The sequence below is a fragment of the Dysgonomonas hofstadii genome (genome assembly GCF_014196915.1).
Taxonomy (GTDB): domain Bacteria; phylum Bacteroidota; class Bacteroidia; order Bacteroidales; family Dysgonomonadaceae; genus Dysgonomonas; species Dysgonomonas hofstadii.
Genome location: NZ_JACIEP010000020.1, coordinates 23,860 through 46,455, shown reverse-complemented (window position 1 = coordinate 46,455; position 22,596 = coordinate 23,860). Strand labels below are relative to the sequence as shown.

Annotated in this window: 22 protein-coding genes; 6 read left to right on the top strand and 16 right to left on the bottom strand. The window is 38.2% G+C overall.

Features of this window, described 5'->3' with window-relative positions; all coding sequences use genetic code 11:
* The first annotated feature begins 20 nt into the window (after positions 1 to 20).
* The 3 genes from GGR21_RS18930 (at position 21) to GGR21_RS18920 (ending at position 3,316) form a co-directional block, all read left to right on the top strand.
* The gene (locus GGR21_RS18930) at positions 21 to 1,208 is read left to right on the top strand and encodes a class I SAM-dependent rRNA methyltransferase (protein WP_183308837.1); all 1,188 of its coding nucleotides are present in this window, start codon (positions 21 to 23) and stop codon (positions 1,206 to 1,208) included.
* A gap of 583 nt (positions 1,209 to 1,791) precedes the next feature.
* Positions 1,792 to 2,955: a glycosyltransferase family protein gene (locus tag GGR21_RS18925; RefSeq protein ID WP_183308836.1), complete on the top strand. Its 1,164-nt coding sequence runs from the start codon at positions 1,792 to 1,794 to the stop codon at positions 2,953 to 2,955.
* The gene (locus GGR21_RS18920; RefSeq protein WP_183308835.1) at positions 2,909 to 3,316 is read left to right on the top strand and encodes a hypothetical protein; all 408 of its coding nucleotides are present in this window, start codon (positions 2,909 to 2,911) and stop codon (positions 3,314 to 3,316) included. Before GGR21_RS18925 ends, GGR21_RS18920 begins: the two co-directional genes overlap by 47 nt.
* Before the next feature lie 109 nt (positions 3,317 to 3,425).
* On the opposite strand, the gene GGR21_RS18915 is transcribed toward GGR21_RS18920, so the two are convergent.
* The 3 genes from GGR21_RS18915 to GGR21_RS18905 form a co-directional block, all read right to left on the bottom strand.
* Positions 3,426 to 4,100 (bottom strand): OmpA family protein, encoded by a 675-nt coding sequence (locus tag GGR21_RS18915; RefSeq protein WP_183308834.1) that lies wholly within the window; start codon positions 4,098 to 4,100, stop codon positions 3,426 to 3,428.
* Positions 4,101 to 4,135: 35 nt separating this feature from the next.
* Entirely contained in the window at positions 4,136 to 4,465 is a 330-nt protein-coding gene (locus GGR21_RS18910; protein ID WP_183308833.1) for a hypothetical protein, read from the bottom strand.
* Positions 4,466 to 4,603: 138 nt separating this feature from the next.
* Positions 4,604 to 5,263, bottom strand: coding sequence for a rhomboid family intramembrane serine protease (locus tag GGR21_RS18905; RefSeq protein WP_183308832.1), 660 nt, complete (start codon positions 5,261 to 5,263; stop codon positions 4,604 to 4,606).
* 479 nt (positions 5,264 to 5,742) lie between these two features.
* Between GGR21_RS18905 and GGR21_RS18900 the strand changes: the two genes are divergently transcribed.
* Positions 5,743 to 6,969, top strand: coding sequence for a carboxypeptidase-like regulatory domain-containing protein (locus tag GGR21_RS18900; protein ID WP_183308831.1), 1,227 nt, complete (start codon positions 5,743 to 5,745; stop codon positions 6,967 to 6,969).
* A gap of 61 nt (positions 6,970 to 7,030) precedes the next feature.
* Here the strand turns inward: GGR21_RS18900 and rpsA are convergent, their stop codons facing one another.
* From rpsA to yihA, 6 genes are all read right to left on the bottom strand, one after another.
* A complete protein-coding gene (gene rpsA / locus GGR21_RS18895; protein ID WP_183308856.1) occupies positions 7,031 to 8,827 on the bottom strand; it encodes a 30S ribosomal protein S1 in 1,797 nt (598 codons plus the stop codon).
* 173 nt (positions 8,828 to 9,000) lie between these two features.
* Entirely contained in the window at positions 9,001 to 10,047 is a 1,047-nt protein-coding gene (locus tag GGR21_RS18890; protein WP_183308830.1) for an inorganic phosphate transporter, read from the bottom strand.
* Between the two features lie 10 nt (positions 10,048 to 10,057).
* Positions 10,058 to 10,705, bottom strand: a complete 648-nt coding sequence (locus GGR21_RS18885) for a DUF47 domain-containing protein (protein ID WP_183308829.1) — start codon at positions 10,703 to 10,705, stop codon at positions 10,058 to 10,060.
* Positions 10,706 to 10,867: 162 nt separating this feature from the next.
* Complete coding sequence (locus tag GGR21_RS18880; protein WP_183308828.1) at positions 10,868 to 11,512, bottom strand: carbohydrate-binding family 9-like protein; 645 nt, start codon at positions 11,510 to 11,512, stop codon at positions 10,868 to 10,870.
* Between the two features lie 15 nt (positions 11,513 to 11,527).
* Complete coding sequence (locus GGR21_RS18875) at positions 11,528 to 12,007, bottom strand: nucleoside deaminase (RefSeq protein ID WP_394353496.1); 480 nt, start codon at positions 12,005 to 12,007, stop codon at positions 11,528 to 11,530.
* 2 nt (positions 12,008 to 12,009) lie between these two features.
* Positions 12,010 to 12,609, bottom strand: coding sequence for a ribosome biogenesis GTP-binding protein YihA/YsxC (yihA, locus tag GGR21_RS18870; RefSeq protein WP_183308827.1), 600 nt, complete (start codon positions 12,607 to 12,609; stop codon positions 12,010 to 12,012).
* Between the two features lie 115 nt (positions 12,610 to 12,724).
* Between yihA and GGR21_RS18865 the strand changes: the two genes are divergently transcribed.
* Both GGR21_RS18865 and GGR21_RS18860 read left to right on the top strand, forming a co-directional pair.
* Positions 12,725 to 13,147 carry a hypothetical protein gene (locus GGR21_RS18865; RefSeq protein WP_183308826.1) on the top strand — a complete coding sequence of 141 codons (423 nt, stop codon included), beginning with the start codon at positions 12,725 to 12,727 and terminating at the stop codon, positions 13,145 to 13,147.
* Complete coding sequence (locus GGR21_RS18860; RefSeq protein WP_183308825.1) at positions 13,144 to 13,629, top strand: GNAT family N-acetyltransferase; 486 nt, start codon at positions 13,144 to 13,146, stop codon at positions 13,627 to 13,629. Before GGR21_RS18865 ends, GGR21_RS18860 begins: the two co-directional genes overlap by 4 nt.
* Here the strand turns inward: GGR21_RS18860 and GGR21_RS18855 are convergent.
* From GGR21_RS18855 to GGR21_RS18825, 7 genes are all read right to left on the bottom strand, one after another.
* Complete coding sequence (locus tag GGR21_RS18855; protein WP_183308824.1) at positions 13,624 to 14,841, bottom strand: FtsX-like permease family protein; 1,218 nt, start codon at positions 14,839 to 14,841, stop codon at positions 13,624 to 13,626. The genes GGR21_RS18860 and GGR21_RS18855 overlap by 6 nt on opposite strands.
* Before the next feature lie 2 nt (positions 14,842 to 14,843).
* Positions 14,844 to 15,197, bottom strand: a complete 354-nt coding sequence (gene rbfA / locus GGR21_RS18850; RefSeq protein ID WP_183308823.1) for a 30S ribosome-binding factor RbfA — start codon at positions 15,195 to 15,197, stop codon at positions 14,844 to 14,846.
* Positions 15,198 to 15,602: 405 nt separating this feature from the next.
* Entirely contained in the window at positions 15,603 to 16,247 is a 645-nt protein-coding gene (locus GGR21_RS18845) for an O-methyltransferase (protein WP_183308822.1), read from the bottom strand.
* Between the two features lie 91 nt (positions 16,248 to 16,338).
* Entirely contained in the window at positions 16,339 to 17,787 is a 1,449-nt protein-coding gene (locus tag GGR21_RS18840) for a hypothetical protein (RefSeq protein WP_183308821.1), read from the bottom strand.
* Positions 17,788 to 18,575: 788 nt separating this feature from the next.
* Positions 18,576 to 20,042: a pyruvate kinase gene (gene pyk, locus GGR21_RS18835; RefSeq protein ID WP_183308820.1), complete on the bottom strand. Its 1,467-nt coding sequence runs from the start codon at positions 20,040 to 20,042 to the stop codon at positions 18,576 to 18,578.
* Between the two features lie 46 nt (positions 20,043 to 20,088).
* A complete protein-coding gene (gene aroQ, locus GGR21_RS18830) occupies positions 20,089 to 20,517 on the bottom strand; it encodes a type II 3-dehydroquinate dehydratase (RefSeq protein ID WP_183308819.1) in 429 nt (142 codons plus the stop codon).
* A 307-nt stretch (positions 20,518 to 20,824) separates the two neighbouring features.
* Positions 20,825 to 22,591: a hypothetical protein gene (locus GGR21_RS18825; protein ID WP_183308818.1), complete on the bottom strand. Its 1,767-nt coding sequence runs from the start codon at positions 22,589 to 22,591 to the stop codon at positions 20,825 to 20,827.
* Between the last annotated feature and the right edge of the window lie 5 nt (positions 22,592 to 22,596).

The following is a 22,596-nucleotide window of genomic DNA, read 5'->3' as shown; positions in this document are numbered from 1 at the left end:
AAGCTCTAAGCTATTTAGGTATGATTTACAAAAAAATAAAACTGAAGCCAAAGAAAGAAGAATCCCTGAAGCGGTTTCATCCGTGGATATTTTCGGGCGCTATACAACAAAAGGACGCAGACCTCGAAGAAGGAGAAGTAGTTGCTGTTTATACAGCGGGCAATGACTTTATTGCTGTCGGCCACTATCAGATAGGTAGCATCGAAGTACGTGTGCTGTCGTTCGAAGAAGAGGAAATCGATGTGCCTTTCTGGGAGAAACGGCTGCGATCGGCTTTCGATATGCGTAAAGCCATCGGTTTGGTCTCCGATGAAAACAATTCATACCGCCTTGTACATGGCGAGGGAGATAACCTTCCCGGGCTGATCATCGACATCTATGGAGAGACGGCCGTTATCCAATCCCACTCTGTAGGAATGCATCAGGATAGACTGACAATAGCCGCTGCCCTGAGATCTGTGATGAGCGATACATTAAAGAACATCTACTATAAATCGGAAACGACATTGCCTTTTAAGGCAAACTTAGGTGCAGAGAATGATTATCTGTATGGAGGAAAAGATGTATCTGAAATTGCAATAGAGAATGGCCTTAAATTCTATCCCGACTGGGTAAAAGGGCAGAAAACAGGCTTCTTTGTCGACCAACGGGACAACAGGGCTCTGCTTGAAAAATATTCGGATAACCGTTCGGTACTGAATATGTTCTGCTACACAGGGGGATTCTCGTTCTACGCTATGCGCGGAGGTGCGAAACTAGTCCATTCGGTAGATAGTTCATCGAAAGCGATCTCACTGACTAACAAAAATGTAGAGATCAATTTCCCCGGAGATGAAAGGCATGAGGCATTTGCAGAAGATGCATTCAAATTCCTGGGAAATATAGAAAAAGGAGAGTATGACCTCATCATACTGGATCCTCCGGCATTCGCCAAGCACAGGGGAGCTATCCGCAATGCATTGCAGGGATATAAACGCCTGAACGCAACTGCTTTTGAAAAAGTAGCATCCGGAGGTATTGTGTTTACGTTCTCCTGCTCTCAGGTTATCTCTAAAGAGGCTTTCCGCCTTGCTGTATTTAGTGCTGCCGCCATGTCGGGACGAAAGGTAAGAATATTACACCAGTTGAGCCAGCCAGCCGATCATCCTGTAAATATTTACCATCCTGAGGGAGAATATCTGAAAGGATTGGTATTGTATGTTGAATAGTGAAAACTAATTATCTAATGAGCAAATAAAGAGAATATTGTTGTTAACTGAGATCACATATCAAAAAAAACATTTTTTTTAATTCTGATTTTTTTTATTTATTACCTATATTTGTATCAGATAACAGTGAACGAGCACAAACAACAATGATTTTAACACACAGAAAAGCAATACTACATTTCATTTTTCCGTCTGAAAATTTGGATGTTAGCTTTTTTTTGTTAGAGAGAGACCATTCTCCACCACACGCGTAGCGCGAATTTACATCGCAATTTTTACAAAAACAAATTACAACTGTCTTTTATCCGTAAAAAGATAGTTGGCGATTTATTGCATCCGTACTTTCCCTTATTTGAGGTAAAAAGGAATCGGATTGGTATTTTGCTGTTCTGTTTTCTGAGTGTGTCTCTATCATTGTTTTCTTGTTTACGAAAGGGAATTAATCTGTCGCAACATTTTGGCGAAGACTATATGCTTATGTCCGATCTATATCCGGATGTAAACATTAGAATAGGAATTAGTGCCAAAACATTGCAATAACCATTTTGTATAATTTAATACAAATACATAACACACGAATATCATGACGAAAACTAAAAACATAGAATTCTTATCAAAATGTTCTATTAATCTACTGTGCCTTATTACTATTATTGCCTCTGTATATACCAGCTTTAGCCTTAATCTAACAGAGCGAAGTTTATGGCTGGACGAGGCGATGCTTGCCTACTCATTTTGTCAGAGGGGGATTACCGACCTCACTTCAGATATTTTTGAGTGGAACCAATCTGCACCTGTTATCTACTTATATATAGTAAAAATTATCACAACTTTATTGGGAAACTCAGAATTTACTCTTCGCCTTTGGTCTTTCATTTCATACATTATTCTGTTGGGGATCTGCTTTTATTTTCTGAAAAAAATATGTCCTATCAGGTTCCCTCTATTGGGAGTGGCATTTATATCCAATCTCGCAGTATTGATCATGTATTCGAACGAATTTAAGCCTTATATGACAGATTGTGTTGCTGTATTGCTGACGATCGTTATTTTCTATTTTTACACGGAAAAGAAAACGAACAGATTCATTGTTATTATGCTATATGCTGCTCTTATATGGTTGTCTAATCCCTGTTGTTTTTTCATTGGAAGTATATTATTGTACGAGTTCATTGATGGTTTAATAAAAAAGGATTATTCCAGATTTAAATTTAGCATATACTGCGGTGTTGCTGTTCTTCTAAGTTTTATCGCCTATTATTTCTTTTGGCTTGCACCTGTTATAGATCAAGGGGAAATGTCCATATTTTGGGAAGATTACAGACTCCCTCTTATTCCGACCAGCTATGAGGATGTGGTTAGATTAAAAACTCTCATATCAACAATTATTGATCAGCTGGGCTCTTACAAAATACTTATTACAAGTATTGTTATAATTGGTGTATTTATAAATATATTTTGTGATAAGAATAAATACATATTCATTGTATGCGGAGGTATAATTATTACATTATTTGCTTCAATGCTTGGCATGTATCCGGTTTCTGTACGTTTATTCCTCTTCATATATCCTATAACCGGAATCTTATTTTTCTTTTATCTGGATAAATTATATTCAACCAACAGAACTCAGAATACAATAGCCACAACAATATTTATCATCATGCTATTATCTACAACCGGGGTACAGAAATACAAATATGAACAACCGGTACAGGCGCACAGAAGAAACAAATCAGGCTATTGATTATATTAGAGCTAATATAAATAAGAATGAAATGTTGTATGTTTACTATCTTAGTATACCTGGGTTTTCCTATAAAAACAGCTACAATGAAACCTCGTTTGCCGGATTCGAGAATAATGTAATACTTGGTGAAGGATTCTTTATGGATAGCTGTAATAGACAAGACATAAAGACGATAAAGGAAAACTCCCCTATATATATCCTGACATCTCATTCTAATTATAAAAAAGAAAGGATAATGCCTCTGTTAGAAGAATTAGAGGCTCATGGGCATCTTGAACTCGTTTATGATAACTTTGAAACAAACGTGTATTATTACAAGGAATCAGAATACATCCCTGAAGAAAATCCCCAAATGTAAATATAAGAACCGGTATTTTTCTTTAGTAACAGTTATCAATGATAACTGTTACTAAACAACAAGAGTTGCCAATTGGCAACTCTTGCAATATAAAATAAAGTAAACTTAATTATTTCCCTTGTTGTGCATCCTGTATCATCTTCTCATTTGGAAGGATATAGATTTCCACACGGCGGTTTTGAGTCCTTCCGGCAGCAGTGCCGTTATCAGCAATCGGCTGAGAAGAACCAAATCCCTGAGTAATCATACGGGTTCCTGAAACACCCTTTCCTGCAAGGAAGTTATAAACTGCCTGAGCACGTTTTTCAGACAATGGATTATTAATAGCATCATTACCTGTATTATCTGTATGTCCATAGATCTGAACATCAGTATCAGGATTACTCTTCAGTGAATTAGCGAAACTGTTCAACGAACTTTGAGATGCAGTATTCAATGTGCTTGAGTTAGTAGCAAACAAGATGCCTGATTCGAAAGTAACTTTAATGGCTTGTCCGTCGTTGATAGATTCAACCTGAGCTCCATTGATCTGTTCCAATTCTTTCTTTTGTTTGTCCATCTTGTTACCGATGATAGCTCCGGCACTACCTCCTACAACAGCACCTATACCGGCACCCCATGCAGCGCCTTTACCTCCGCCGATAATGGCACCAATACCGGCACCAAGAGCAGCTCCGGCACCACCACCGACAGCACCACCTTTAACTGTATCGCTAGCTCCACAGCTAGTAAATAAAATAGAGCAGCTTAGTATAATTGCTGCGATAAATGAAAAATTTTTCATAATCAAAAAAAATTAAATTATTGTATAGTAAATTATTATTCAAACATTCCGAGGGAGTCCTCATACGCCAGTTCACCTTGTATAATAAAGGTAACCTCATCGGCCGAAAAGTTATATATTTTGTCTTTTTTAACGGATTTCAGAACGAAAGTAACCATTTCATCTTCATCGATATCAACGATTGTAGCCTCATCGACATTTTCGTCCATCAACCCTTTATCTTCATAAAAATCATAGATTACATCTAAGACGTATAAAATTTCATCGTTGGAGAATTTTCCTTTCAGTTCCTGGGGTAGATAGTTCTGGATAAATTTTACAGCATCGTCATCATCGTGTTGTATAAGGTCTTTTTCGTTGCTCATTATATTTTGCTTTAATTATCTATATATTTATAATTAATAAACAAAGAATCTATTACGAAGTTCAAAAGTTTGACTTGTTTTTGTGAAATTGGTTTAATTAATTTTTTGAAATTGTGTTAAGTTGTGACAAATGTACGATTATTTCTTTTTCAAAACAAGATACGCCAATACAACAAGGGGAATGATCATTATAGCTATATAAAGCGTATTGATCTGTATAAGTACAGGCTCGATCAGAATTGCCAGTATAAGCCCGACAGCAGCTCCTCCCAAGTGAGCATCGTGCCCTATATTACCCAACTGGTTGTGCATACCATAAATTGAATATCCAAGATAAACCAAAGCGAATATCCAGCCGGGAATAGGTATAGGTATAAAAAAGAAATAAATACCAATAGTGGGGTCTATAGCTATCGCAGCGAAAAGGATTCCGACAACACCGCCCGAGGCACCAATCGCACTATAATAATATTCTCTGCGGTGTACCCACAGGGATAGTAAACCTCCGCCAATAATCGCAAGGAAGTATATGAGTAAATATTGCCATATACCAAATGAATAGATAATAATATCTGAGAAAAAATACAATGTCAGCATATTAAATATAAGGTGCATATAATCTCCATGCAAGGTAGATGATGTCAGTAGCCTGTCCCACTGTTTCTGGCTGCCAAGTATAGCTCCGACATTGAACTTATACCGATCGAAAAAAGCCATATCATTAAAACCTTTTATACTTGTGATGGCTGTGAGTGCAATAATAATGATGGGAATAATTTTTTCAATACTAAGATCCATATATTCAGATATTATTTATTCGGGGCAAAGGTATAAAAAAGAGGATATATTTATTAGTTTTAAATATGAAAGAAATAGTGAAGTTAAAATAAAGCCTGTTTTTATGCGTTTTTTAATTATAACATCAACAGTTGAAACAAACGAAGTCTATGTAAATGTGCATTTTTTCTTGGAAAGTTTATCTATGATATATCAATGTGGCGATTATATAATATGCCGATGTACCAATGAAAATTTGAAAAATGAACAAATTGGAAAATAATAAAATGTGTAAGGATTTAGTTAGCGTACTAGAAAAAAAGTATACTAGTCTACTAGAAAGAATATTAATAAATAGAACTAGCAGGCTAGAAACAGCGTTCAGCGGAACAGAGTGTAGCTAAAACTTGGAACTAATAAACTAAAATATGTGTCAACTTTGTCAACTTTTAACAAGTTAAACGACTGATTCGCATTAATTATAAGATTATCTGACTTTAATGAAAAAACATCTTTTATTTATCTTATTGTCTATCTATTCTATCAACAGCGCTGCCCAATCACCGATAAAAGGTACTGTTATAGACAAAGACACCCAGACTCCCATCCCTGATGTTATTGTACAATATGGGGCATCGTCCCGGGAGTATGTATACACCGATGCTAAAGGGAGCTTTTCCTTACCGGTGACAGGAGAAGAAGCCATACATTTCCAGTGCTTCGGGTACAAAGCCAGAACAATATTAAAGGCTTCTCTGGAGCAAAACCCAGTTGTAGTTATGGAATTAAACCCGGTATCGCTCAATCCGGTTATTATCAGCCCGGGAGACGCAGATATGCTACTGGAGGAAGTGATGATCAATACGAAGAAGAAGCTGTTGACAGATGCATCTATCAGCTATCTGTTACACTTTCTTCAGACCAAATCGACAGATACACTTCAGAATGAGATCTATCTGAAATATGCAACCACCCTCAGCGAGAAAGACCTGAAAAAAGAATTAAAGAAAGAGAGAGTTCCTTACGTATTCAACATAATGGACATAAAGCGTGTACAAAGATCTGTAACCCCCACTTCTGAATTATATGGTGCTGAATACCATGCCTCACATCTCTTTACATTCGGTAAAAGTATAAATAATGAAACAACACGGGCTTATTCTTCCGACAGTTCCTACATTATCCTTCAGATCGAGCCTTTAGAGGGAAAAGACGGCTGGGCCAGAGGCGAAGTTATTATCAACAAAGAAGATATGACAATAGCATCCATGGAAATAGAATCGGTCGATTCTTTGCTGGAAATTCGTCCCTATAAGCCTTATATGGGTAAGAAAGTAAAGACTTTGAGAAAAAACGGAAGATTCCAATTTGTAAAAGCTGCTGATAAATACTTTATGAAAGAATGCTATACCTACTATAAATTCAGAGCTATAGATGAATTCGGACATGAGGAGGAGATTACTTACTATTGTGATGTAGACTGTAGAGGTTTGGTCGATAAAAAGAAATACCGTAACCGCAGATTGAGCGGTTATATTCAGGAGCTGTTCTATTTTCCGGATTCTACCGATCGCGAATTCTGGCTCGATCTTTATGCCGATGATATGAATTACCTGCAATACGAATTTAAAGGAATTGCTCCGAATGCTTCAAATAACTGGTTCTGGAAAAGTCTACTGGGTGCCGGAGGTGCTTTTGGTATATTCCTGCTGATTAATCAGTTATAAAGAAAGCCGGAAGATTAACATCTCCCGGCTCACTTAGAATATCTAGTGTCAGATTTCTTGCTTATTTAGCATCTCCACCCGAAAGCTTTTCTTTCAGGGCTGCAAGTTCTTCGATATCTCCTAAAGTGGTTTTCTCCATGTTAGAAGATTGAACTACAGTATCATTGTCTTTTTTAGCTGACCTCTTAGCTTTCTTTTCTCCTGTAGCTTCTTTAGCTTCAGGTCTTTCATCTTCGAAAGTACGGCTATGAGAAACGATGATACGTTTAGAGTCTTTGTTGAACTCGATCACTTTGAAGTCAAGTTTTTCATCAACTTTAGCCTGAGAACCATCTTCTTTCACAAGGTGTTTTGGAGTTGCGAATCCTTCTACACCATAAGGAAGAGAGATCACAGCACCCTTGTCAACCATTTCAACAACTGTTCCTTCGTGTACAGAACCTACAGTAAAGATAGTTTCGAATACATCCCAAGGATTTTCTTCAAGTTGCTTGTGGCCTAAGCTAAGACGACGGTTTTCTTTATCGATCTCAAGAACCTGTACATCGATGTCTGCACCTATCTGAGTAACTTCGCTAGGATGTTTGATTTTCTTAGTCCAAGAAAGGTCTGAAATGTGGATCAAGCCGTCTACGCCTTCTTCTATTTCAGCGAATACACCGAAGTTGGTGAAGTTACGTACTTTTGCAGTATGTTTGCTTCCGATAGGATATTTCTCTTCGATATTTTCCCATGGATCCGGTTTCAGTTGTTTGATACCCAAAGACATCTTACGTTCGTCACGATCAAGAGTAAGCACTACCGCTTCTACTTCATCACCAACTTTCATAAAGTCCTGAGCGCTGCGCAGGTGTTGAGCCCAGCTCATTTCCGATACGTGGATCAAGCCTTCTACACCAGGAGCTATTTCGATGAATGCACCATAGTCAGCCATAACAACCACTTTACCTTTCACCTTATCACCAACTTTAAGTTCAGCGCTAAGAGCATCCCATGGATGAGGAGTAAGTTGTTTCAAGCCAAGAGCGATACGTTTTTTGTCATCGTCGAAGTCAAGGATAACAACGTTGATCTTTTCATCCAATTTAACTACTTCTTCTGGGTGTTGAACACGTCCCCAGGAAAGGTCTGTGATATGGATCAATCCGTCTACGCCGCCAAGGTCGATGAACACACCGTAAGACGTGATATTCTTAACTGTACCTTCAAGCACCTGACCTTTTTCAAGTTTCGAGATGATATCTTTTTTCTGTTGTTCAAGTTCAGCTTCGATAAGAGCCTTGTGAGACACAACAACGTTTTTGAATTCGTGGTTGATTTTCACTACCTTGAATTCCATAGTTTTTCCGACAAACACATCGTAGTCGCGGATAGGCTTCACGTCGATCTGTGATCCTGGTAAAAATGCTTCGATACCGAATACATCAACGATCATACCACCCTTAGTACGGCATTTGATGTAACCCTTGATAATTTCATCTTTTTCAAGAGCTTCGTTAACACGATCCCAAGAACGTGTAGCACGTGCTTTTTTGTGAGAAAGGATAAGCTGGCCTTTTTTGTCTTCCTGGCTTTCGATGTATACTTCTACTTCGTCACCAACTTTCAGATCCGGATTGTATCGGAATTCATTCATCGAAACAACGCCATCCGATTTGTAACCAATATTAACGACAACCTCACGTTTGTTCATTGCGGTTACTTTACCCATTACCACTTCTTTGTCGTTTACTTTGTTCAACGACTGGTCATAGGTTTCTACAAGTTCTTCTTTGCTTTTACTGGAGTAAGATTCTCCTTCTGCGTACGAATCCCAGTCGAAATCTGCAACCGGTTGTACATTCTTTAAATTATCAATCATTTAAAATCGATCTGGCACCAGTCCTGATCAGTATAGTTAAATTGTTAAACATATTTGCTTAGAAAAGCGGTGCAAAGATATTGTTTTTCAGTATATAATGCAATTAATTTCAATAAAAACAAAACGGATAATCAAAGATTATCCGTCTAATATATTCAAATCAATTATATTCAAAATAAAAGGTTTATAAGATAATAGAAAACCATAGCCATCAACGCACTCACCGGAATAGTCAATATCCATGCAACCAACAAATCTTTGGTTACCCCCCAGCGAACAGCCGACAACCTTTTTACCGAACCTACTCCGATAATACTTCCCGATATTACATGGGTAGTACTTACCGGCACATGCAAGATCTCTGTGATGAACAAAGTTAATGAACCCGCAGTTTGAGCACAAAATCCCTCGATAGGAGTAATCTTGGTTATACGGTTACCCATTGTTTTCATTATCTTCCATCCTCCGCAAACCGTACCGAAAGCTATTGCCGTAAAACAGGCCAAAGGCACCCAGTCGTGCATATCATTCATAGAATTCATATATAGCCACGGATGTACATCCGGATTTGTTGTAGTATACGCAATAAGAGCCGCAGCTATAATCCCCATCACCTTTTGTGAGTCATTCAGTCCATGCCCTATACTAAGTGCAGCTGAAGAAACAAGTTGAAGGTTCTTAAACCAACGATCGGCTTTTCCAGGTTTCACTTTTTTCACAAAATGGAGCGTCAGGAGAGTTATCATATTACCACTCACCATACCAATCAACGGAGCTACAACAATAAACAGCGCAATAATTCCTATTACTCCGGCATGCACTGCCTGAAAACCTGACGCGGCAATACCAGCACCGGCAAATCCACCTATCAGTGTATGCGAAGATGACGACGGAATACCCAACCACCACGTAATAAGATTCCAGGAAATGGCTGCTATCAGTCCGGCAATAATAACCAACGAAGGATTTCCAAAATTCTGGAGAACAAAATCCATATCAACGGTCTTAGATACAGTATCGGCAATACCGAATCCTCCGATGATAAATTTAGCGATAAAATATGCTACAAAGTTAAAGAATGCTGCCCAGATAACAGCTTGTGTTGGGGTAAGGACTTTTGTGGATACGACAGTGGCTATTGAGTTAGCCGCATCGTGAAATCCATTTATGAAATCGAAAATAATGGCTAAAACAATGATTATTATTAATAGAGTCATGTGAATCTGCTTATGAATACTTAACAATCATTGTCTTAATAATCTTTCCGACAGCTTCGGCGGCATCAGTAGCACGCTCCAGTTCATGAAGGATGTCTTTCAGCTTTATAACCTCGATTGCATCCGTTTCATTTTCAAACAGGTCAATAAGGAAATGCTCATAAACATCGTCAGCCTTTTTTTCTATCACACCTAGCTGAACACAATACTCCTTGATCTTATCAGTATTTTTCTTTAAAACATCAAGTTCGTCTATAGCCTGTACCAGGTAACCGGCAGATTCCCTTACAAACATAGCCAAACGTGTGGCTGCCTCAGGCATGACTTTCGGGCTGTAAAGCATTATACGCTTAGCGCAACTGTTGATCAGGTCTGTCACATCATCCATCGTTGCTGTCAGATGATTGATATCTTCCCGGTCGAACGGAGTGATAAATGTTTCGTTCAGTTCTTCAAAAATCTGATTTTGTATATCATCAGCCTTTCGTTCCTGTTCTTTTATCTTTTTGTAATATTCGACTGCATCGTTATGGTTTGTAACCTGTACGCATTCAATTATAAGATCCGATGCTTTGAGTATAACTTCAGCCATTCCCGTCATCAGAGGGAAGAATTTATTTTCTTTAGGCTTGAACCTATCGAATAGATTATTTTTCATAAATAGTATTATATATCCGCGTTTAGAAGTTGGCTCTGAAAAGCCTGTCTTTTCCGTGCGCAAAGATAGAAAAAAAATCGGCCTGTAAAACTTTTTTTAACACAAAAATACCAGAAGTTATTTCGCTCTGTTATTGACAATTATCTTTCCTGTTTTTGTCTATCATTCAAACTCCACTTCTCCAAAAAAACGAGGGACATGAAAATCCGGATTTTCAGTCAAAACAGGGTTCCATGATAAATAGTGAGGAACAGTCAATTCATCTCCGCATTTATAAAAATTAGCTTTCGCTCTTAGTCCTTTAAATGTTTGCAAACCGGAATTCCAATAAGCTGCAACCGGAATAGCTACTAGTAAATCCCATTTAAATTCTCCTTGTTCTTTTTTAATCGGATCAGCCCCCAAGCTTGAGAAACGACGTATCTGCTCCATCACCGGTTTACTTGCATGGACAGCTCCTTCACGCCCTTTCCTATAACCAAGAAGTGCTGTTCCTATACAGGAAAATTCTGCATTATAATAATAAGGATCGTCTCCTATCGAGAGGAAAAATTCAACACACGAATCATTCCATACAGAACCATTATCCTCTGTTACATTCGCCAATATCTCATTTTCTTCCACAAAAAAACGGAGAAACAGAAAATCTCCATTGTGTGCTATTTTAAATGACACATCAGGCTTGGATGGATATTGATCGGGCCAGTCTACACAGGAGATGTTATTTAATGGTATTCCATTAAGTTTTTCTTTAATGAGATCAGGATTATCTACATCTGAAACATCTATAAAAGGTACTAATAGCATAATTTAAGGTATAATTTAATATTCTACTTTATCGTCTTTATTGTCCCACATGCGAAATGCTTCTATCGCCTGATCGTGCAGGATATTTACAGCAGGTATCGAACGTTTTTCGGGCTTCAGGTTTATCTGGTCATAAATAAAGGAATCATCGAAACCTATATTCTTAGCATCTTCCTTTGTACATCCATAATATATCTTATCGATATGCGCCCAGTAACTGGCCGAGAGGCACATCGGGCAGGGCTCGCATGATGTATACAACACACATCCCGAAAGATCGAATGTACCTAATTTCTTACAGGCTTTGCGAATAACCGACACTTCAGCATGTGCTGTAGGATCATTATTCAGGGTCACACAATTAGCGCCCTGAGCAATAACGACTCCTTCTTTTACAATCACAGCACCAAAAGGCCCACCGCCTTTTTCCACACTTTTTTTAGCCAGACTGATCGCTTTCTTCATATATCCGGCATGTGTATCTTTTTCTCTCATTTTTATTTCAGGTCTTTGTTAATCTGATCTATGTAATCCAAAATTTCCTCTCTCCCTATCTTATGCTCAGATGATGTATAGAATACAGGTGGTAGTTCCTCCCATGTTTCCTTCAGCTTATCTGTATAACTCTGAAGATTCTCCTTCAACCGTGCCTTGCTCATTTTATCTATTTTAGTGAAAACTATTGCGAAAGGCACCTCTTTTTCTCCAAGCCAATCCAGAAACTCCAAATCTATTTTTTGAGGTTCGTGACGACAATCCAGTAAGAGAAACAGATTAGTCATCTCTATCCGGTTAAGGATATAACTATCTATTATTTTCCGGATTTGCTCTCTGCCTTCTTTTCCCCTTTGGGCATAACCGTATCCGGGCAAATCGACCAGATACCATTCGTCATTGATAATAAAATGATTGATAAGTTGTGTTTTGCCCGGCTTGGAAGAAGTCATCGCAAGCCCTTTCCTGTTTGTCAGCATATTGATCAATGAAGATTTGCCTACATTCGACCTCCCGATAAATGCATATTCAGGTTTTCCGTCCTGAGGGCATTTTCTGTAATCGGTATTACTTATTACAAACTTAGCGTCTTTTATGATCATATTCTCACTCTTTTTTAAATAGCCAAACAAAAATAGTCATAAAAATATGAATATCTTTGTTTTCTGAACAAACATATGTGAATTGTTGTTTTAACAAATCATAATATAGATAAAGATGAAGAAATTTGCTGCAATAACCATAGCTGTCATACTCGTTGGACTTTTGATTTTCGGCTATATCTGGTATTATGTCCCTTACAGCGATTCGGGTGTAAAAGCCGGCATACTGAATAATGTGAAACACAAGGGAATTATATTCAAAACCTACGAGGGAGAACTAATTCAGTCAGGATTCCGTCCGGGACAACAGGGATTGCAATCAAACGAATTCCAATTCTCGGTAGAAGACAAAGAACTGGCTATAAAACTAATGTCGCTAAGCGGACAGAATGTAAAACTGCATTACAAAGAGTATTATGGCAAATTGCCCTGGCGTGGCTATACAAAATTCGTTGTAGACAGCATTGTCGCTACTGAACCTGTACTTCAATACCAGGAACAGGAAATACCTCCTCACACCGGCGGAGAAAGTTTATGATAAGGGATATCACAATCGCCGACGCTTCGCGGATAGCAGATATATACAACTATTATATCCGGGAAACAATTATCACCTTTGAATACGATGTTGTCAGCCCGGAAGAAATACAAAACCGTATAAAGAAAATACAGGCCAAAGGCTTTCCTTTTTTCGTATATGAAAATGATGGGGAGATAACCGGTTACGCATACCTGAATAACTGGCGCGAACGGGTTGCCTATGACATCACTCTCGAAACCAGCGTTTACCTCGACTCTCAATATACAGGGAGTGGCATAGGCTCTGTCCTCTACAAAGAATTGATCGAACGAGCCAGAAAAATCAATATCCATTCACTGATAGGCGTCGTCTCATTACCAAACGAAGCAAGTCAAAAGCTACATCAAAAATTCGAATTCAGATTGGTAGGGAACTTCCGTGAATCGGGTGTAAAGTTCGATAAACTTATCGATGTCGAATTCTGGCAGTTGATACTATAAACGTTTCCGTAAATTATTTACCGGATATAATACAGCAAGGAAACCGATAATATTCACCGTTACAAATATTACTACAATATCGGGGAACTGCACTTCGACAGGATAAGAGTCTACAACAAACTGTCCGGTACCGGACCCGAGAGCCAACAAGCCGTATTCCTGCTGAAGAAAACACAGGATAACCCCCAATATAATCCCTGAAACTGCCCCAACGAGTGTTATCATCCACCCTTCGGCTAAGAATATTCGTGTAATGAACTTATTACTTGCGCCCATGCTTTTCAGTATATTTATATCTTCACTCTTTTCTATTATCAGGATAGTAAGGGAGCCTACAATATTGAAGACAGCAATCAGAAGGATAATAGCCAGTATAAGAAATGTAACCCATTTCTCTATATTCACCATCCGGTAAAGGTCTTCTTGCTGTTGAAAACGGTTTTTCACCGACAGGTTATCCCCCAGCAAAGACTTTATCTTTTCTTGCACAACAGAAATATTAGCATTGTCCTTCACTTTGATGTCTAACGATGAAACTTCGGTTTCGTAGCGAAGCAATTCTCGTGCAAGGCTAATATCCACTATCAGCATCTGATCATCGTACTTTGCCTGGTTCAGCGCAAAAACCCCGCTTATAAAGACATCGGAACGGTCGAATGCAGCAGCCGGATTTGCCGGATTTACCCTCACATTCCTCTTAGGCATATATATTTGTACAGGATCGACAAAATTAGCTCTTACTCCTATAAACATAGCCAGGCCAACTCCTATAACAGCATTATCGATATCTCCCTCGCGAAGGACGAAATTTCCGTCAACTATAAGATGGTCTACATTTGCCAGATTACGAAACTTCGGAGACACACCTTTCAGGACAATAGGCTCTTGCCGTTCCCCATACATGATAAGGGCATTCTCCTCTAATGATTCAGATATAAAATCTATCTCAGCCAGTGTTTTTATCTGTTGTATTTCCGCTGTATTAGGATCAAACACCTTGCCTTTAACCGGCACAATCTGCAACTCCGGATCGAAATCGCTGAATGTACTGGCAGCTACTCCCGTAAAACCGTTAAATATAGATAAAGCGCATACCAGTGCCAGCGTTGCCACTGTAATACCGCATACCGATATTAATGAAATAACATTAACAGCATTATGCGACTTCTTGGCAAACAGATACCGGCGGGCTATATGTAGCGGAAGATTCAAGTTTATTCGTCTTTATTGTTATCTGAATCCAGAAGCCTGTCTATATTCTCCAGATAATCGAGTGAATCATCCAGATAAAAAGACAGATCGGGAATTATCCGAAGTTGTTTCCCAACTTTTTGTCCCAGGTCGAAACGCAAAGTCTTTACATTCGTTTTTATATTCTTGAGTATCTCTTTCGCCTGTTCCGACGGGAAAATGCTTAAATAGACTTTTGCATTCCCCAGATCGGGACTTACCCGCACGACGCTAACAGAAACGAGCACCCCACGCATCATTTGTGTTTGTTTACGGAATATCTCGCTCAGTTCCTTTTGCAGCAGGCGGTTTATTTTTTGTTGTCTGGTTGTATCCATTATTTATTATATTTATTAGCTGTAAAAAGTTACAAAAGTTACACTTTTGTCAGTTATCGGTCAATAGTTATCAGTTAACAAAAACCTGACAAAGCTGACACTTTTTTAGTTTATTAGTTCCAAGTTTTAGCTACACTCTGTTCCGCTGAACGCTGTTTCTGGCCTGCTAGTTCTATTTATTAATATTACTTCTAGTAAACTAGTATACTTTTTTTCTAGTACACTAAATAAAAACTGACAAACCTTACAGATTTTTCTATTTATCAAAGATTGTCTTTATTTCATTGGCAAACTGGCACATCTGCTAATCGGCACATTAAAAAATCATAGATAAAGTTTTCTAATCCTGATTCATTTAACCAGTAAAGACTACAAAAGTACAATTATTATTGCAATCTGTTTCTTTTACTTCTTCCAAATCAGGGTTAACCCATCACGGACAGGTAAAATAACTTTTTCAACCCTGTCATCTTTCGCTATCATATCATTGAATTTTTGAATACCGATGGTTTGTTTATCCGATGGCTTAGGAGTTTCCAGCACATGCCCATCCCACAACGTGTTATCCACTACGATCAATCCCCCCGGACGTACTTTATCAAATATAAGATCGTAATACTCCACATAATGACGCTTGTTGGCATCTATAAACACCAGATCGAACGTTCGGTCTATCGATGGAATAATCTGCATAGCATCACCTATATATAAATGTATCCGGTCTTTCAACTTCGATTTATAGAGGTGCTTCATGATAAAATCTTCCAGCTCGTCATTCACCTCTATTGTATGTATTTCCGCATCTTCAGCCACACCTTCGGCCAAACAAAGGGTGGCGTAAGCCGTATAAGTACCGATTTCCAGTATATATTTTGGTTGCAGCATGCGACAGAACATTTTCAGCATACGCCCCTGCATATGTCCCGACAGCATACGGGGCTTCAGGAGGTTTACATGCGCATCCCTGTTCAGTTGCCTCAACAGTTCGGGCTCTTCATCTATATGCGAGAGAATATAGTTTTCTATATTCAGGTCTTTATCTAACGACATAATAATTATTTGCCTGCTAAGATACAGACTTTTTATAAAAAAGGAGCGATGATTGACTACCATCGCTCCTTATTATATATCCGATTTTAAATTATTTTATAGGCGCATTCTGTAACATATATGCCCAGATATCGACAAGGACACGCTGTAAATTATAAGCTAAAGCAGCACTGCCGGTAGAAGATGAAGTAAATCCTCCGGAAGCAGTTTGTTCACTACCGAATTTATCGGCAAAGCCGAACGTATATGTGTCGGGATTGTACACTCCAAGTTTTCTTTCAGGGCTCACTCCCGATCCGGTCTTTAAAAAGGTTATTCCTCCCTTGCATGTTATATACCCTGCATTTGCTCCGGCTCTCGGCACTTCCAGTCCATTAGTCAGGCTGTAAGGAACGCCTGTAACCTGAAATACTTCCGGCATATTGGTGGCGACCGTAAAACCGTTTACAGAAGCCCCATCCTCTATAATAAGTCCAAGATTCTGTGAGATTGCTCCACCGGCTATCTTATCCGCAACTGTTACTATATATCCCTGGCCTGATTTTGCCCATTCTGTCAACACTTGTACTATCCCGGAGTTGAAACGGGAATTTGAATTATCATTTGCCCCTACCCAAACAATAGAAACATCTGCCAATGTTTCATCGAGTGTAGCGATTGCTCCACCGGCAGTAGGATTAAGGCTGATAATCTGTATCCCCGCAGTACCCGCATACTCCAAAGCGGTTTTAGTCACGCCCGACAATGTTGTAGTACCTGCGACCCAACGGGCCGCCCAACCAACCGGAGAATTTGCCGAATAATCGCCTCCATTACTAGCTGTAATATCCCAGTCATCTTCTCCTCCCGTTAAATTGAGTATTGTAAGTATCGAGGTCTTTCTACTGACAAATTTAACAAGGATATTAGTACACACAATAGAACCTCCTTCTGTGAGAGGTCCTATTTCAATTGTCGCAGGTAATGTAACCCCAGCCTGTACTGTTCCGCTGGTGCTTACGGGATATAAATAAACATCCTGAGGTCCGAAATTAACAAATGTTCCTTTCGCCTGAAAGGTAACATTATTTACTGTAGCAGTATAGCTATAAGTTCCAAGAGAAGTTATTGTCACCGGAACCACAATCCTTAAACTTTGTTCTTTAGGAGCCAGATCAGTATCATACACCCCTTCCACAGTTATAGCATTACAATTAGAAAAATCAACTGTGCCTTCCGATCCGCCATCACAGAGACTGATCCATTTCTGGGAATTCCAATATTCAATACATCCTGTATCTTTGTTAAAGATGGTCAAACCAAAAGCATTAGACACCTCATCCGGATTGGTAAGGCTGTTTATAGCCAAATCTGTTTTTTCCTGAGTAGTCAATATGGGCAGCCTCAATCCGCCTTTTGTAGACATTGTTGAAACCTCTAATACTGAAAATTTTTCAGGTGGTTTATTTGTTCCGATTGTAACCTGCGCCTGTAATGTCGATAATGACAAGAAAAGTATCAGGAATACAAAGCAAGTTGTTGTTAGTTTGTTAAGATCCATAAGTCGCATTTTTTAGTTTATAATTATCAATTTGTGCTATGATTGTATTTTGATATCGGAGGGAAACAAGGCGGCATAAACTCTTCATTTTACAAGCTAAACTTAACAAATCCGTTTTCACAAACAGATAAATATTAATATTCAAAGACAAATTTAAAGACAAACAATTTGTAGAATGAATAGAAGGAAAAGGTCCGCAAAATGCAATTACGTTCCTTTTAGCAGCCTTGCTCTCTCCAATATTGAAAAGATAAATTGAGTGATTCCCTGTTAATGGGAATAAATAGAAAATCTGTTTTCGAAAACAGATTTCGAAAAAATCGGATAATTTGTTTTTTCTAAAAAAAATATTTAGAATATACGCATACGTGTATTCATTAAACCACGCGTGAATATAAACACATGTAACCTCAAAAGGAAAAAAATTCCCTGAAGCAGATAAATAGGATGGTAATAAGTTAAATTTAGAATAAAGGATTATTCTCTCTCTCTCTCTCTCTCTCTCTCTCTCTCTCTCTCTAACAAAATAGAGATAACTTCCAAATTTTCAGGCGAAAACATAGAAGAAAATATCGTTCTATCGAAACATATTTTGTCCATTATAAAAGGCAGTCTGTCAAGTGTCTATTGCGTCTCCATTCTTATTATTTGTAAAAGTATATCAAAAAGAGTTAGCCACAAAATACAAATTATGAAAATTTGTTAATTTGTAATTAGGCATAAAAAAAGAGATAACAAAAAATCGTTATCTCCCTTTTATACTTGTGGTATATTGAATTATTATTTCATTAGTCTACCGGAACCTCAAATGATTCAGCAGCATCAACTACACGGCCTACACCATTGATCTCCAGAAACGATGTTCCCTTACCTTCACCGAAGGTTCCGCTAAGGTAAGCAACCTGATCTTCTTTCTTGATCAATCCACGCTCAAGCAATGTCTGCAATGATTTCAGGAAATAAGCTTTATGCTTATGTGTTGTAAACCCTGTAGACTCCTGATAAGTAGCTTCTACTCCATAGCAAACAGAAAGCTGACGCACCACTTCTTCACTACAGCAAACAGCGTATACCGGGCATTTACTGCGGAATGCAGCAATTGTGCGAGCTGTACGACCTGTGAAACTATCTGTAATAATAGCTGTAAGTCCCAATTGGGTAGCTGCTTTTACAGCTTGCTTGGAAAGGAACGAAGTTGTATCGTATTCCGAATCCTTGAATGGTACAGGAATCGCCTTTTCATCCAGTTTAGATTGTTCTGTAGTGGCACAGATCTGAGCCATAGCACGAACGGCTTCAACCGGATATTTACCATAAGCTGTTTCTCCACTCAACATCACAGCGTCAGTTCCGTAATATACTGCGTTTGCAATATCAGTTACTTCAGCACGGGTAGGACGTGGATTTTCGATCATTGTATGCAACATCTGAGTTGCCACGATAACCGGTTTCTTATATTCAATAGCTTTACGGATAAGCAACCGCTGGATAGCCGGAATCTTTTCCTGTGGCACTTCGATACCGAGGTCTCCACGGGCTACCATTACACCATAAGCTGTTTCAAATATTTCGTCGATATTATCAACACCTTCCTGATTTTCAATTTTAGCGATAATTTTGATAGGGCTGTTATGCTCGTCAAGAATCTTTTGAACGTCTAACACGTCTTGTTTGTGACGAACGAAAGAGTGAGCGATAAAATCGGCTTTATTTGCGATTGCTATTTCGATACTTCTCTTATCTTTAGCAGTAATTGATGGAAGGTTTACACTTACTCCCGGTATATTCACACTCTTACGGCTACCGATTGTTCCATCGTTCTGAACTTCGCAAAGAAGATATTCTGAAGTTTTATCTACAACTTTCAATGCTGTTTCTCCATCATCGATCAGAAGAGTACCTCCAACTGGCACATCGGCTACAATACTAGGATAAGAAGTAGAAATCTGCTCAGGAGTAGATAAGAAATTGATATCACCTATCACTTTCACCTTATCTCCTGTCTTTACAGCAATCTTCTCTCCTGAGGCTGTTGCAGTTGTACGTATTTCCGGACCTTTGGTATCCATCATAATACCTATTCTTGGTGATACGGCACGTACGTTTGTCATCACTTTCACAAAGCCCTCTTCGGTCATGTGGGCTGAATTCATTCTCACAACATTAATTCCTTCTTCATACAAAGATCTCAGGAAATCAACATCACAACGCAAATCTGAAATTGTAGCTACAATTTTCGTTTTCTTCTGAATCATAAATGGATTTAATTTAATATATAGTTCTCTTAAAATTCTGTTTATATCAAGCTTTCTTCATCTTGACAAAATACTCAATCGCCAGATCGTAGGACGCTAATCCCAACCCCACTAAACTACCTTTACAGGCAGGAGCAATCATAGACTTGTGGCGAAACTCTTCGCGGGTATGAATATTAGAGATATGAACCTCGAGCACCGGAACTGTAACCGCCTTGATTGCATCGTGAATAGCAACAGATGTATGTGTATAAGCACCTGCATTGAGGACAATCCCATCATACGAAAAGCCCACCTCGTGTATTTTATCTATAATATCTCCTTCGTGATTGGTTTGAAAATAAAACAATTCACAGCCCTTGAATGTTTGTTGCAAATGAGCGAAATACTCTTCGAACGAAATGCTTCCATATATATCCGGCTCTCTTTTTCCCAACAAATTCAGATTTGGACCGTTTATTATCTGTATTTTCATATTTATCAACTATTTATCGTAAAATAGTGAATTTTGTTTGTTTAGAGCACAAAAATACTATTTTTTCTTTGAATAAGGATATGATCGCCTTACAAATAATAGAAAATAATAATGTAATTTAACCTGAGTTAAGATAAGCTTACGATTTACATTTACGGCATCGGATATCTCTCAATATCATTCATTTTCAATCCTCTACTCCATCTGTATCGATGCAAAACGGATGCTCAGACGGATCGATCATAGTCCTCGATGATTTGAAAAATTAAATTACCAAAAGGAAAGCTTTCCTTTTGGTAATCTTTTTTTAAAAAGTTTGGATAGGGCTGATATACACAGTTACGATATTCGAGCCATAGATATTATAGTATTTAGGAATATATAAATAATCTGGAGAATAGGCCACGCCTCCGCTATTGGTAGGTCTAACGGGATCGGAATTACTATGGGTGGAACTAATGGAAGGTCTAGTATTATCATTACCGGAAGGCCTGGTATTAGAATCAGTACCACTATAAGAAGGTCTGGAACCAGAGTATGCGGAAAAATCATCATTTGATACAAATTTGATATTTGTAGAATCTACTATGGTGAAATTCTCTATGGAATCCATTTGGTTGCTGAGAATAACAGGATCAGAATAATTTACTAAAAATTCACAAAGGATATCATCTTTATCTGTTTTTTGTACTGTGAAGGTGTTTGTTATAGATTCTTCTGAACTTAAAGAAATACCTAATCCTATTTTTCCGGTAAGAGAAACGTTCGATGCCATTTTGATTGTCTGTGTTGTTTGTGTTGTAGTAACCTGCCCGTGGTCAATCTCTGACAATACATATTTAGCTGTTGGAGAATATTTAGATAAATCCCAGTCATAAAGAGGGCGATTAAGAACCAATCTCTTTAATTTAATAGATTGTATATAATAAGTATTTGCATCAACAGAACCGTCCGAACTTCTGTTTGCCCCATAATCTATATCAAATATATCATCTGGATTAACGGATATAAAAACCGAAGAACCTTCTGGAATAGGACTTGTTCCCCCAACGTAAGCGGTTATTTTAAAATCGAAGTGCCCGTCAGTCCAAATCTTTGCAGTTTCTCCCCTACTTCTACCATGTCCTGGTATTGAAGCCGGAGCTTTTGGGTCTTCATCGCCATCTCCGGATATAAGATCTAATGCAATCTGAGGATCTCCTTTAAATTCCAGACCGACCACACTTTCCCTAAACCGTCTATCAAAAGAGCCATCTAATTGTGTTGGAGTTTGGTTATAGTAAATATAGTCCCTTTGGTATCCGGTTAATCCGAAATGTGTAAACGCATAGAATATCTTCAATGATTCGGGGGCAATCGTATCTTTGGAATTTATTGCTGATTTTAATTGGCTTCTTTCATTTAAATTATCAAATTCCTGATCTACAAATGAGAATAAATAGCCTTTTGTGTGACCTGATTTTTCCAATGACAGGTTATCCGAAGATAAAGATTTAAGTTGGCTTGTAGACACAATTCTTTCATTATCTTTAACTACTACAATAGGAAAACCTGGAATCTCCCCTTTTTTCATCGCAGACTCTTTCCCGTTCGACAGAATCACAGGTATATCTCCGGAAGATATGGAAGGTAAATAACTTACTGCCGGATTTTCGTCTTCGCAATTCCAGATTTTCGCTGAAAAAGAATTCATTGGCAGCTCGGGAACAAATATTGTTAAGGTAGGATATTGATTTTCTATCAATTCAAGGGTATCTTTATTTATATAAGATGCGAGAAGCTCTTCAATAGTTCTTCCGTTTTTCAGCCTTGTATCACTGATCAAAGAGTATAATACATCATAATCCTTGTCAATTTGCTTTAAAGCTTCGTCTTTGATAATCTGCCGGAACTCTACACTTTCGCTAAATGCCTCATGCAAGGCCTTACTAAATAGCTTTTTTGCAGAATCTTCGTTAATGGAATTCATATCCGTTTTAGATTGTTCTTTTCCATTAAATTCACTTTCGTCGTCGCTACAGGAATATAATAATGCAGCAAAAATTAAAGCGGAAAACAATAATTTTTTTCTCATGGTTT